This window comes from Paenibacillus chibensis (assembly GCF_004001045.1).
GTDB lineage: Bacteria > Bacillota > Bacilli > Paenibacillales > Paenibacillaceae > Paenibacillus_AQ > Paenibacillus_AQ chibensis.
In genome coordinates this window covers 1-13,650 of the sequence record NZ_BIMK01000044.1, presented here as the reverse complement: position 1 = coordinate 13,650, position 13,650 = coordinate 1, and the positions used below count along the sequence as shown (strand labels likewise).

Annotated in this window: 13 protein-coding genes and 1 other RNA gene; all 14 read left to right on the top strand. The window is 50.1% G+C overall.

Translation table 11 applies throughout. The annotated features are described in order from the left end of the window. Positions 1-428 precede the first annotated feature (428 nt). Positions 429-980, top strand: coding sequence for a DNA-directed RNA polymerase subunit delta (gene rpoE, locus PCH05_RS24935; protein ID WP_127607044.1), 552 nt, complete (start codon positions 429-431; stop codon positions 978-980). Between the two features lie 453 nt (positions 981-1,433). Continuing rightward, a complete protein-coding gene (gene pyrG, locus PCH05_RS24930; RefSeq protein WP_127607042.1) occupies positions 1,434-3,038 on the top strand; it encodes a CTP synthase in 1,605 nt (534 codons plus the stop codon). A gap of 172 nt (positions 3,039-3,210) precedes the next feature. Beyond that, positions 3,211-3,594 carry a response regulator gene (locus tag PCH05_RS24925; protein WP_127607040.1) on the top strand — a complete coding sequence of 128 codons (384 nt, stop codon included), beginning with the start codon at positions 3,211-3,213 and terminating at the stop codon, positions 3,592-3,594. Between the two features lie 176 nt (positions 3,595-3,770). Next, positions 3,771-4,625 (top strand): class II fructose-1,6-bisphosphate aldolase, encoded by an 855-nt coding sequence (gene fba, locus PCH05_RS24920; RefSeq protein ID WP_127607038.1) that lies wholly within the window; start codon positions 3,771-3,773, stop codon positions 4,623-4,625. Between the two features lie 207 nt (positions 4,626-4,832). Then, positions 4,833-6,086 (top strand): UDP-N-acetylglucosamine 1-carboxyvinyltransferase, encoded by a 1,254-nt coding sequence (gene murA, locus PCH05_RS24915; RefSeq protein ID WP_127607036.1) that lies wholly within the window; start codon positions 4,833-4,835, stop codon positions 6,084-6,086. A gap of 269 nt (positions 6,087-6,355) precedes the next feature. Then, positions 6,356-7,690, top strand: coding sequence for a transcription termination factor Rho (rho, locus tag PCH05_RS24910; protein ID WP_127607034.1), 1,335 nt, complete (start codon positions 6,356-6,358; stop codon positions 7,688-7,690). Between the two features lie 27 nt (positions 7,691-7,717). Beyond that, complete coding sequence (locus tag PCH05_RS24905; protein ID WP_127607032.1) at positions 7,718-8,998, top strand: radical SAM family protein; 1,281 nt, start codon at positions 7,718-7,720, stop codon at positions 8,996-8,998. A gap of 110 nt (positions 8,999-9,108) precedes the next feature. After that, the gene (gene rpmE / locus PCH05_RS24900) at positions 9,109-9,306 is read left to right on the top strand and encodes a 50S ribosomal protein L31 (protein WP_127607030.1); all 198 of its coding nucleotides are present in this window, start codon (positions 9,109-9,111) and stop codon (positions 9,304-9,306) included. Positions 9,307-9,412: 106 nt separating this feature from the next. Beyond that, positions 9,413-9,680, top strand: an RNA gene (gene ffs, locus PCH05_RS24895) — signal recognition particle sRNA large type. A 221-nt stretch (positions 9,681-9,901) separates the two neighbouring features. Beyond that, entirely contained in the window at positions 9,902-11,641 is a 1,740-nt protein-coding gene (gene dnaX, locus PCH05_RS24890) for a DNA polymerase III subunit gamma/tau (protein ID WP_127607027.1), read from the top strand. 139 nt (positions 11,642-11,780) lie between these two features. Further along, complete coding sequence (locus PCH05_RS24885) at positions 11,781-12,092, top strand: YbaB/EbfC family nucleoid-associated protein (protein ID WP_127607025.1); 312 nt, start codon at positions 11,781-11,783, stop codon at positions 12,090-12,092. Positions 12,093-12,121: 29 nt separating this feature from the next. Further along, positions 12,122-12,721 carry a recombination mediator RecR gene (recR, locus tag PCH05_RS24880; protein WP_127607023.1) on the top strand — a complete coding sequence of 200 codons (600 nt, stop codon included), beginning with the start codon at positions 12,122-12,124 and terminating at the stop codon, positions 12,719-12,721. A 154-nt stretch (positions 12,722-12,875) separates the two neighbouring features. Then, a complete protein-coding gene (locus PCH05_RS24875) occupies positions 12,876-13,154 on the top strand; it encodes a DUF2508 family protein (RefSeq protein WP_127607021.1) in 279 nt (92 codons plus the stop codon). Between the two features lie 51 nt (positions 13,155-13,205). Then, the gene (locus tag PCH05_RS24870; RefSeq protein WP_127607019.1) at positions 13,206-13,472 is read left to right on the top strand and encodes a pro-sigmaK processing inhibitor BofA family protein; all 267 of its coding nucleotides are present in this window, start codon (positions 13,206-13,208) and stop codon (positions 13,470-13,472) included. The last annotated feature ends 178 nt before the right edge of the window (positions 13,473-13,650 follow it).

Genomic DNA, 13,650 nt, shown 5'->3' with positions numbered 1-13,650 from the left:
AACTTGCCCTTTTTTGCGGAAATAGGCCCTGCCTGAATGGCAAAAAAAACCCGTGGACATAAAATAAATGGAAGAGGGCGATAGGCGCTCTTTACATCATCCTGGTGGGCAGGCCCTGCCGGGACGGATACAGTCAACGGGCAGGGGCAACCCTGCCTTTTTTGATATGACGGAATGTATAAGCTGCCAGCCGGACCTCCCTGCGAAGCTCCGGTATGGTCTTTGGCGCATGTCCCCGCTTTGGAAGTTATTTTGCTGGGAAGCATGCTGCGCTTTTGTTCACAACATTAAAACTTGCAATTTATTTCTAAATAGGTTTTACTTAGTTTTGATAATGGATATGTTGTTATAAAGTAGAGGTTATACGGACGAATTCGACTTCAAGATTTCCGTATAAGTGAACATTGCGTGAGAGGAAGTGTCCGTTAGTGAGTAACTCACTCCAATTAAAGCTGGACCCTGAAAAGATCAGGGAAATGCCGCTGGTGGATTTGGCCTTTGCCGTGCTAAAGGCAGCGAATACGCCATTTTACTATCTCGATCTGATGAAAGAGGTTGCTAAGCTTCGTGGCCTGACCGAAGAAGAAATTCAAGATACCGTTGCGCAGCTATATACAGAAATTAATATCGACGGCCGTTTTGCCTGCGTTGGCACGAACCTGTGGGGACTCAAGCGTTGGTATCCGATCGATCGTTCGGAGGATCCGATTTCGAGCGCCAAGCGTCCGCGCATCATTAACGACGATGATGACGACGACGATGACGACGACTTTACCGATGAGGAAGATACCTTCAGCGCGGACGACAGCGACGAGGACTTCGATCGCATCGACGAGGACCATGACGATATCTATTCGGACGATGACTCCGATGACGAGGTTGAAGATGACGGCATCCTGGAAGACGAAGAACTCGACGAAGAGGAAGAAGATATCGACGAGGATGAAGAGGATTCCGAAGAAGACGCTGAGGAAGAATAGAAATATTCATCCGTTTGCCTTTCTCTCTTGACAGAGGACAAGGCACAGAGTAAACTATTGCATGGGCTTATGATTAAGATTTAAATATGCGCGAAAATAATAAAAAGTGCCCCGTCCTACGGGTGTCACTTTTTTTGTTTTTATGGGGCCAAAACAGCTTGTTTTCAGGCTGGTTTGTCTCTGTAGAATGGACTTTTGTTCGAGATGTTCATTCTATATAGATGCCGGATTACCCACTTTGTGCCATTTGATTTCAAATGGCGCATTGTTGTTCAAGCGGACGGTAAAGTGCAATAAACCGGCGCAGCTTATTTCGGGTGGAAATCGCGAAAAAGGGTTACGCTAAACATCATATGTATATAAATTGAACTAAAGAAAGATAAGCCTTCCGAAATATCTTTAGCTCAATTTATGTTCCTGAATTTACTGGACTTTAATAGGAGGGTTTTTATAGTGACAAAGTATATTTTTGTGACGGGCGGGGTTGTGTCTTCCCTGGGTAAAGGGATTACTGCGGCTTCACTGGGTAGGCTGCTGAAAAACAGAGGATTAAAGGTTACGATCCAGAAATTCGATCCCTATTTGAACGTGGATCCAGGAACCATGAGTCCTTATCAGCACGGTGAAGTATTCGTCACCGACGACGGCGCCGAGACGGACCTCGATTTGGGACATTATGAACGATTTATTGACATCAACCTGTCCAAAAACAGTAATGTCACCACAGGTAAAGTATATTCGTCGGTGATCAGCAAGGAACGCCGCGGCGAATATTTGGGCGGCACTGTACAGGTTATCCCTCATATTACCAACGAAATTAAAGAACGCGTATTCCGCGCCGGCCGCGAAGCGGGTTCGGACGTGGTTATTACGGAAATCGGCGGCACCGTGGGCGACATCGAGAGCTTGCCGTTCCTTGAAGCGATTCGTCAGATCAAGAGCGAAATCGGCCGTGAAAATGTCATGTACATCCATGTGACGCTGATTCCTTACATTAAAGCAGCCGGTGAAGTGAAAACGAAGCCGACCCAGCACAGCGTGAAGGAGCTCCGCAGCATCGGTATTCAACCGAACGTGATCGTATGCCGCACCGAGCATGAATTATCCGCAGACATGAAAGCTAAAATCGCCCTGTTCTGCGATATTGACGAGAATGCCGTGGTGGAATGCCGCGACGCGTCGACCTTGTACGAGGTTCCGCTGAACCTTCGTGACGAAGGCCTCGACGAAATCGTCGTGAACTACCTGAAGCTGACGACGCCAAAACCGGATATGACCGAATGGGAAGCTCTCGTGGACCGGATCAACAAGCTCGAGAAAACCGTGGAAATTGCCATTGTAGGCAAATATGTTGCACTCCATGACGCTTATTTGAGTGTGGTTGAATCCCTTTCCCATGCCGGATTTGATGCGAATGCCGAGGTGAAAATCCGCTGGGTCAATGCTGAAGAAATCACGGACGAGAATGTCGGCGAGCTGCTGAACGGCATTGGCGGCATCCTCGTTCCGGGCGGCTTCGGTGACCGTGGTATCGAAGGCAAGATCTCCGCGATCCGTTACGCTCGCGAGCAGCAAATTCCGTTCTTCGGCATTTGCCTGGGCATGCAGGTTTCGGTAATCGAATACGCCCGTGCGCTTGTCGGCATGGAAGATGCCAACAGCTCCGAGATCAATCCGGCAACGCCTTATCCGGTCATTGACCTGCTGCCGGAGCAAAAGGATATCGAGGATCTGGGCGGCACGATGCGCCTTGGCTTGTATCCATGTAAATTGGTGGAAGGCTCGCTCGCCATGGAATGCTATAACGATGAGCTGGTGTACGAAAGACACCGTCACCGGTATGAATTCAACAACCAGTACCGCGAAACGATCGAAAAAGCGGGACTCCGTATTTCCGGTACCTCCCCGGACGGACGCCTGGTTGAAATCGTCGAGCTTCCGGGCCATCCTTGGTTCCTGGCTGTGCAGTTCCATCCAGAATTCACATCTCGCCCGAACCGCCCTCAGCCGCTGTTCCGCGAGTTTGTCAAAGCTTCGATTGCACATAAAACCCTGTAAATTTGCGATAACGATGGACCTCTTCGGAGGTCCTATTTTCATTTTTGCGCAGAGGCAGGAATTCGTAACCAGAGAGCGAATAACATTAATTGGATATAAAGCGTCTGAAATTAACATTTAATGAAGATTCACGGATACGCAGGGTCAGGCTGATGTTGGGAGGTTTGCGTTAGTGGATAAGAAGAAGGTTTTGATCGTCGATGACCAGAACGGAATACGGATTCTATTGATGGAAGTGTTCAGCAGTGAGGGTTATACGACGTATCAGGCGGCCAACGGTAAAATCGCGTTAGAGATCGTAGAGAGAGACGCGCCCGATCTGGTTCTGCTCGATATGAAAATACCCGGAATGGACGGGCTGGAAATTTTAAAGCACATTAAAGAGATGAATCCGGCAATCAAAGTCATCATGATGACTGCTTATGGTGAGCTTGATATGATCAAGGAGGCCACCGAGCTCGGAGCGTTAATGCATTTCACCAAGCCGTTTGATATCGATGAAATGCGCGTTGCCGTAAATATGCAGCTTAAACATAACCCGGTACAGTTCGGGTAGTGAAAATTGGATTCTGCCTAGGCAGAATCCTTTTTTTGCGCCTGTGTATCATAGGGCACAGCCGAAATTTAAATGCTTGTTTAGTATTTATAACATGATGTGGTATAATAATTCCGAATGAGAGAAGTCGGCTAAAAACCATAGAAAAAAACAAATACTTTAGGAGGATTGAAACCATGCCATTAGTATCTATGACTGACATGTTAAACAAAGCCCTTGAGGGTAAATACGCGGTAGGTCAATTCAACATCAACAACCTTGAATGGACGCAAGCGATTCTCGCGGCTGCCGAAGAAGAGAAATCTCCAGTGATTCTGGGCGTATCTGAAGGTGCTGCTCGTCATATGAGCGGTTTTTATACGGTAGTAAAAATGGTTGAAGGCCTTATTCATGATATGAAAATTACCGTTCCTGTAGCCATTCACCTGGACCATGGCTCCAGTTTCGAAAAATGTAAAGAAGCGATCGACGCCGGATTCACTTCCGTTATGATCGACGATTCTCACAGCCCGATTGACCACAACATTGAAACCACCAAAAAAGTGGTTGAGTATGCGCATTCCAAAGGCGTTTCCGTTGAAGCTGAAGTGGGAACAGTCGGCGGACAAGAAGACGACGTTGTCGGCGGCGTAATGTACGCGAAGCTTGAAGACTGCGTTCGTATCGTCAAAGAAACCGGAATCGACACGCTTGCTCCAGCACTGGGTTCCGTTCATGGTCCTTACAAAGGCGAGCCGAACCTTGGCTTTAAAGAAATGGAAGAAATCAAGAACGAAATTCACCTTCCACTGGTTCTTCATGGTGGTACAGGTATTCCGACTCATGACATTCAAAAAGCTATTTCTTTGGGCACATCCAAAATCAACGTAAACACCGAGAACCAAATCGAGTTTACAAAAGCAGTACGTGAAGTACTCGCTGCTAAACCGGATGCTTATGATCCGCGTAAATACATCGTGCCAGGCCGCGATGCGATTAAAGCAACAGTTATCGGTAAGATCCGCGAATTCGGCTCCAACAACAAAGCGTAAGACGCTTTTCATTGTTTCTGTGCTTTGCCGCACAAGAGAGCTTAAGTGTTGTTTGATAAGAAGGCGGACAACCCCATCCGGGGTTGTCCAATCGAATAGTTTGGAATGGAGAGCACACCGCTTAGCCGGTGTTTTTCCATTTCATACACTAAAATTAACACCAAACGATTTTGCTGCTGCGAAGTATGTGGGGGGAACCTGAAACGTATGGAAAAATTGATGATTAGCGGTGGACAGCCGCTGCATGGTACCGTAACGATTAGCGGAGCCAAGAACAGCGCTATTGCCCTAATACCTGCCGCGATTTTGGCCGAGTCCGAAGTTGTGCTCGACAACCTGCCGCTCCTGAGCGACGTGGCGGTTTATGCCGAAATCCTCGAAGAACTTGGCGCTAAAGTAAGCTGGAAGGACAGTCAGATGAAAATCGACCCTTCCGATATCAAATCGATCCCGATGCCAAACGGTCCTGTCAAAAAGCTGAGAGCTTCCTACTATATGATGGGAGCGATGCTTGGCCGTTTTAAAGAAGCGGTGATCGGCCTTCCCGGGGGCTGCAACTTTGAACCCCGTCCGATTGATCAGCATATTAAAGGTTTTGAAGCATTAGGAGCGACCGTGACCAATGAGCATGGTGCGATTCACCTTCACGCCAAAGAGCTGAAGGGCGCTAAAATTTATCTTGACGTATCCAGCGTGGGTGCGACGATTAACATCATGCTGGCGGCTTCCAAGGCCAAAGGCTCCACAATTATCGAAAACGCGGCCAAAGAGCCTGAGATTATAGATGTAGCAACTCTTCTCAATTCCATGGGGGCAGTCATCAAAGGTGCAGGTACGGAAACCATCCGGATCGAGGGCGTTTCCGAGCTGCACGGCTGCCGTCACTCCATTATCCCGGACCGGATACAGGCGGGTACTTATATGGTCGCCGCTGCCGCAACCCGAGGAGATGTGCTGATTGACAACATTATTCCCAAACACCTTGAAGCATTGACCGCTAAACTGATTGAAATGGGCGTGCAGATCGAGGAGCTGGATGAAAGCATCCGTGTACTTGGTCAGCCGAACTACGGGCATGTAGACGTGAAAGCACTGATTTATCCAGGATTTGCTACGGATTTACAGTCGCCGATGACCAGCTTGCTGACGCAGGCGGAAGGTGTAAGCGTACTGAGCGATTTCGTGTACAGCAACCGGTTTAAACATGTGCCAGAGCTTGTTCGCATGGGTGCCAAGATCCGCGTGGAGGGCCGTTCCGCCATTATTGAACGCAGCCGGCTCAACGCTGCCAAAGTGAAAGCGACGGACCTTCGGGCCGGAGCTGCGCTGGTGATTGCGGGACTTACCGTCGCGGAGGGCGTAACTGAAGTCACCGGTGTCGAGTATATCGACCGCGGCTATGACCATTTGGTCACCAATCTGCGCATGCTCGGTGCGGATGTTTGGCGTGAAAACGAGTAAGTGACATATAACGAAGGGGATTTGCAGTTTAGCGCTCCATGCCGGAATCACGTTTTTTACGGTGGAACTGCATATCTCCTTCTAATTTGGGTAATGCTATCCTAATGAGGATTTTTCAAGATTATAGATTTATACAATTCAGAGAAGCTATTCTATATTCGCAAGAAAAACTTCATTTAAACGTATTGGTAGACTTCTTATAGACTGATAGAAAGCAACGACGCGATATAGTTTGACTGGACTTATAAAATTGAATAGGTGGTTATTACATGGATTTGCAAATTGCCGATTTGGAAGAAATGAAGCTGACCGATCTGTACAAGCTTGCGAAGAAGTATCAGATCCCGTACTACGGACAGCTGAAGAAGAAAGAGCTGATTTTTGCTATCTTAAGAGCACAGGCAGAGCATAGCGGACTCATGTTTATGGAGGGTGTACTGGAAATTCTTCCTGAAGGCTACGGCTTCCTCCGTCCGATCAACTATCTGCCGAGTACCGAGGATATTTACATCTCAGCATCACAGATCCGTAAGTTTGATCTTAGGACGGGAGATTTGGTCTCAGGGAAATGCCGCGCACCGAAGGAAAACGAACGTTATTTCGGGCTGCTGCAGGTAAATGCAGTTAACGGCGAAAGTCCGGACGCGGCATCGGAACGACTTCACTTCCCTGCACTTACACCTCTCTTTCCTCAAAAGAAGCTCGTGCTTGAAACATCCCCTAACCATTTGTCTACCCGGATTATGGATTTGCTCGCTCCCGTTGGTTTGGGACAGCGCGGCTTGATCGTTGCGCCTCCAAAAGCAGGTAAAACGCTCCTCTTAAAAGAAATTGCCAACAGCATCTCTACCAACAATCCCGAAATCGAACTTTTTGTACTGCTTATTGATGAACGTCCGGAGGAAGTGACGGACATGCAGCGTTCCGTTAAAGGAGAAGTGGTTGCTTCGACATTCGACGAACTGCCGGAGAACCATATTAAAGTGGCGGAGCTTGTATTGGAACGCGCGCTTCGTCTGGTGGAGCATAAGAAGGATGTCGTGATTCTGATGGACAGCATCACTCGTTTGGCACGCGCCTACAACCTTGTGATCCCACCGTCCGGGCGTACGCTGAGCGGCGGTATCGACCCTGCTGCTTTCCACCGTCCGAAACGCTTTTTCGGCTCGGCGCGGAACGTGGAGGAAGGCGGCAGCCTGACGATTTTGGCCACGGCGCTGATCGATACGGGATCCCGGATGGACGACATCATTTACGAGGAGTTCAAGGGAACGGGCAACATGGAGCTTCATTTGGACCGCAAATTGGCGGAGCGCCGCATTTTCCCTGCGATCGACATTCGCCGCTCGGGCACGCGTCGTGAAGAAGTGCTCTTAACGAAGGAAGAACTGGATACCATTTGGGCGATCCGTAAAAATATGAATGAATCGGCTGATTTTGTAGAAGGCTTCTTGAAAAAGCTGCGCGACTGCAAAACCAATGCGGAGTTCCTGGCATCCTTCGATGTCAGCAGCGTTGGCAACGGCAGCAAAGGCTCTGGCAGCCACAATAGCAGCGGCAACCGCCGCACGTCGCGGCCCGCGGCTTCCGTGCCGCTGACCTGATTTTAACGAACAAAGAGGAGACACATCATGTACCTGGTATATGCAGATGAGAAAGGCAATGTATTCGATCATCCGACGCTGTATGGCCTGGCCCGCAGCGGTGATATGATCGTGGAAATATTGGAGGACGAGCTGATCCCTCTGCCGGATGGGGCCACCTTGGTGGGACTTCCGAATACGCGGGCGATCGGCATGGATCCCGAAACCGGAGAGATGATGCCGCTGCCTGGCGATGCCCAGGCTGTAGGAGCGCTTCTCCCGCAGGGATTCACCCGGTTATGTCTTCCTGGTTATGTGAAGACGGATAAGGAATATAAGCTGCCGCTCTTCGGATATTCCGCCGTCGTCTGGAAGGATGGACGTTTCTATACAACGGCCCGTCTTTCCGATGACCCCGAGAAGTGGAATCCGCTGAATTGCAACCTGGATGAGTTGAAGCTTGGCGTCAAGAAGCTGACCCAGAAATATCCCGAAAACCGGCTGTATGAGCATCTGTCCAATTGTGCTCTCGGCTACGAATGCCTCACCGCATCCAACACGTTCCTGAACCGCTGGGAAGGTGCTGTTCCGGTGTCCTATTCGTGCAATGCCGGCTGCTTCGGCTGTATTTCCGAGCAACCGGATGACAGTGGGTTCGTTGCGCCGCAGACGCGCATGAATTTCAAGCCGAAGGTGGAAGAACTGGTTCAGATTATGCTTGAGCATCTAAAAACGCCGGAATCCATCATCAGTTTCGGACAAGGCTGTGAGGGTGAGCCATCCACGCAGGCCAAAATCATTATTGAAGCGATGCGTGAAGTCCGCTCCATTACCGATATGGGCTACATCAACATCAACACCAACGCCGGCCTGACGGATTTCATCCGCGGGATTGTCGATGCCGGTCTTGATTTGATGCGGGTAAGCACAATCAGTGCCCTGGACGACCATTACAACGCGTATTACAAGCCGCGCAAATATACGCTTGCGAACGTGGAGAAGTCCCTTAAGTATGCCTCCGACCAAGGTGTCTATACGTCCATCAACTACCTGATTTTCCCGGGCGTTACCGATCGCGAGGAAGAGATTGAGGCGATGGTGGAATTTGCGCGCCGTACAGGCCTCAAGCTGATTCAGATGCGTAATTTGAACATTGATCCGGAGAGCTATCTGGAACTGATTCCGCCGGCTCAAGGCGAGATACTCGGGATGAAGCAGATGATCGAAATATTCCAGGCCGAACTGCCGGATGTCGTCATTGGTTCATATACCCATGTGCCGCCTGTAGGGCAGAGACGCCCTAAAAAGCCTGTCCTGGCACGGGATTAGCAGTTTTGAGCAACCCGTTGATTATTATGTTCGTCCCTGCTATAATATAAGTATTGTGTCATTATAACTCTGTGTACGCATGAGACTCAGGGCAAAAAGAGGTGAAAGACATGAAACAAGAAATTCAACCAAAATACCACGTAACGACCGTAACATGTGCTTGCGGCAATACGTTCGAAACAGGTTCCGTGAAAGAAGATCTGCGCGTTGAGATTTGCTCCAACTGCCATCCGTTCTTCACAGGCAAACAGAAATTCCTGGATGCCGGCGGCCGTGTTGATAGATTTAAAAAGAAATACGGTATCTAATAGGCATAAACCCAAATCCCTTGTCTGCTTCGGCGGCAGGGGATTTTTTTGACAACTTTTGGGCTCTGGTTGCACTTTGTCTTAAAATGAACTATACTAATCCTTACCGTGCTAGACGGGGAGGTAGCGGTGCCCTGTAACTCGCAATCCGCTGTAGCGAGGTTGAACTCCTGTTAGAGGTTTTGTCGATGTGAGGTTTGGTCCCTGCGTGCAATGTTGACGGCTGGGTCCTCCGCAATGAGCACTTGTGAACCTGGTCAGGTCCGGAAGGAAGCAGCCATAAGCAAGATCGCTCTTGTGCCGGAGGGTGGCCTAGCCCGAGTTGTTACTCAGGGGTGCCGCTTGGATCGCAATTATCAATAACAGGTGCACGGTATAACTTACGAATAACATGTCAGCATCTTTGTCCGCAGGACAAGGGTGCTTTTTATTTTGCAGAGACGGATGTTCTAGACCTTAAGCATCAGGATTCATCCAAATGTTAAAAAAAGCGAATACATTGGTGGCGGATAGACGTTTTGTATAAAGCCGGATTATAGTATAATGATGAAGCGGCGAACGCGCGCTAGTGGAAGTTGAAAGAGGGTATGGCTAAGTGAAACATATCGCGCTCTACCGTGCCTGGCGGCCGCAGTCGTTCCAGGACATGGTTGGACAACAGCATATCATTCAGACGCTGCAGAATGCCATTCGCGAACAGCGGGTTTCCCATGCATACCTGTTCAGCGGTCCGCGCGGAACCGGGAAGACGACCGCGGCCAAAGTACTGGCGAAGGCCGTTAACTGTGAACGCGGCCCGGGGGCAGAGCCCTGTAACGAATGCGAAGCCTGCCGGAGAATTACAGCCGGGGCAGTGATGGACGTACAGGAGATCGATGCCGCATCGAACCGCGGCGTGGAAGAGATCCGTGATCTGCGCGAAAAGGTGAAGTATGCGCCGACCGAAGTCAGACAAAAAGTGTATATCATCGACGAAGTGCATATGCTTACGACCGAAGCATTCAACGCATTGCTCAAAACGCTGGAGGAGCCGCCTCCGCATGTCATGTTTATTTTGGCAACAACCGAGCCTCACAAGCTGCCGGCAACCATCATTTCACGCTGTCAGCGTTTTGACTTCCGCAGGGTTTCCCTGGAGGAGCAGACGCAGCGGCTTGCGCAGATTGCCCGGGAAGAGGGAATGGAAGCCGACGATGAGGCTCTTCAATATATAGCCCGTTTATCCGATGGCGGCATGCGGGATGCCCTCAGCATCCTGGATCAGATTGCATCCTTTACGGGCGGTCATGTATCCTATGAGCAGGTGCTGAGCATGACCGGGGGCATTGCCTCCGAACAGTTCGGCAGATTGGCGGGAGCGATTCAGAAGGGTGATGCGGGCCTCGTGCTCCAAATGGTGGAGGACTTTATGCAGGAAGGCAAAAGCGCCGATAAATGCATGGAGAATCTGTTGTACTATTTCCGCGACCTGCTAATGATCCAGATGATTCCGAATGCCAATAAACTGACGGACCGGGTGCTGCATCCGGAGGAATACCAGGAGATGGCCGCTTCCTTTTCAAGGCAGCAGCTGTTTCATATGATCGACACCTTGAATCATTATCAAAGCGAGATGAAATATGCCTCACAGCCGCAGACGTTGTTCGAAGTGGCGCTGCTGAAGCTGTGCGGCTCGCAGGGAGCGGCAGCGGGCTATGAACAGGCGCATGCCCAGCAAGCGGCGGCTCCGGCGGACTCCGGTGAAGTAAACCAGCTCAAGCGGCAGGTTGCCGCGCTGGAGAAAAAGCTGGAGAAGCTCATACAGAGCGGATCCGTGCCTTCCGGCGCTTCGGCTCAAGCCCCTGCGCGGTCTCACAGCGCTCCTGCGCCACGGGCATCTTCAGCAGCCAAAATCCCGTCTAACATGGACCAATTCCTTGCCCAGAAGGGCAGCCCGGACTTTTTGGAGGTCCAGCGCCAGTGGGGACAGGTTCTCCAGGGGGTCAAGGAGGAGAAGGTTACGGTGCACGCCTGGTTTATGGATGGAGATCCGGTTTCGGTAACGGAGGATGCGGTTTTGGTTGCTTTCAAAAACAACATCCACCGCGAGACGACGGAGAAGCCCGCCAATAAGCAGGTGATCGAAGGCGTCATGCATGACAAGCTCGGCAAGCCTTACCATCTGGTCACCATGATGCAGAGGGACTGGGCGGCGGCGCTCGAGGGTGCCGGAACCCAGCAGAAAGAGGAGCTGAAGCTCGAGCACGAGCATGAGGACAAGGATCCGAACGCAAAGCCATGGATTGATGAGGCACTCCACATGTTTGGAGAAGATCTCGTGATCATAAAAGATTAATTTGCACATTCCGTGCGGCCCATATAAATTGAACTAAGGCATGGGTAACGACTTCTCCGGCATGGTTATGAATTCAAGGGGAAGCAAGATCAAACTTCAGTTCAATTTATACACTAAGATCAAAGAGGAGACGATACGCGTGAATAATATGAACCAAATGATGAAGCAAGTGAAAAAGATGCAGGAGCAAATGCTGAAAGCTCAAGAAGCTCTAGCTGAAAAAAAGGTAGAAGGCAGCTCCGGCGGCGGCGTGGTTACCGTTGAAGTCAACGGCCACAAAAAATTGCTCTCCATTACCATCAAACCTGAAGCCGTAGATCCGGAAGACGTAGAAATGCTGCAGGATCTCGTGATGACGGCTGTTAACGACGCATTGACTAAAGCCGATGACATTGCGAATGCAGATATGAGCAAATTCACAGGCGGTATGAAAATCCCAGGCCTGTTCTAATAATTTAAACCAGAAAAGGGGCCCGCGTTTTGTATTATCCCGAACCGATCGCCAAGTTGATCGACGCATTTACACGATTGCCGGGCATTGGGCCGAAAACCGCGGCCCGTCTGGCTTTCCATGTGCTGAATATGAAGGAAGACGACGTCATTGATTTTGCTAAAGCGCTGGTCAGCGTGAAGCGCAATCTTCATTACTGCTCGGTTTGCTGCAATATCACCGACACCGACCCCTGCCGCATATGCCAGGATAAAACGCGAGACTCATCCGTGATTTGCGTGGTGCAGGATCCGAAGGACCTGGTTGCCATGGAGCGCACCAAAGAGTTTAACGGCTATTATCATGTGCTTCAGGGAGCCATTTCGCCGATGGAAGGCATCGGTCCTGACGACATCCGTCTGAAGGAGCTCCTTACGCGCCTTAGCGACGAACGCGTGAAAGAGCTGATCTTGGCGACCAATCCCAACATCGAGGGTGAAGCGACCGCTATGTATATCTCGCGGCTGGTACGCCCATTCGAGCTCATCGTGACGCGGATTGCCCATGGACTGCCGGTAGGCGGAGATTTGGAGTACGCGGATGAAGTGACGTTATCCAAGGCGCTGGAAGGACGGCGTCAGTTGAACTGATTGAATTTACGACGTGAACATAGCTGCAGAACAAAGGAGGTCCCGTGTGGGGCCTCCTTTTGTAGTTCTAAGTTTGTCCCCTGGGCCGTATGAATGAACTAGGAGAGCGTATAGCAAACCTTGTTTCAATAACCAGGATCGGGGGCGGATCGGAATGGCGTGGTTTCGACGGAGAGAGCCGCAGGTGCCTGCGTGGCAGCTCAAGGAGAAGCGGGAGGAAGAAATAGCCGTTTATATGGATGTGCGGGCGGCACAGGCCGAGTGGGAGCGTGCAAGGCGTTTTTTTGATGAGGCCTTGGGCGAGGAACAGATCGATTATGCGATTTACATGCTCGAAGCGGCTGAACTGAAGTATCAGATGCAATTGAGAGCGGCTAAACGCATCGGGCTGAACCGTGCGCAAATGATACTGAATCAGAGAGCGGAAGCTTAAGCGGGGAAAAAGGACCGAATTGTTGTCGGGACATAGGGGAGGGGAACCGAAATGAGAATGGCTGTCATGGGAATCATGATCTTATGTTTAATGCTGCTTTTGTTTATTGTGGTGCGCAAAAGAATCGGTTTTGGGTGGTTGACCGTGTTTGGTACGCATTTGGTGCTCGCAGCATTGGGGCTTTATCTGGTGAATTTTTCGGGTTTAATGACGGAAGTATATATCCCGTTAAACCCGACAACGATCGGGACGGTGATGGTCCTCGGCCTTCCTGGTGTCGCGCTTCTGTACAGCTTGAAAATTTCTTTGATAGGATAGTTGACGCGGCTCTTCATTCTGTGGTACATTAATTCTCGCCCCTTTCAAAAAAGGTACAAGCTTACCGGTTCGGTAAGCGAAGCGAAAAAAAGATTTAAAAAAAGTACTTGACGAAATAACGGGCCGCATGATATATTATAAGAGTTGCTGCTGAGCTAACTGAGCAGCTTCGAAAACG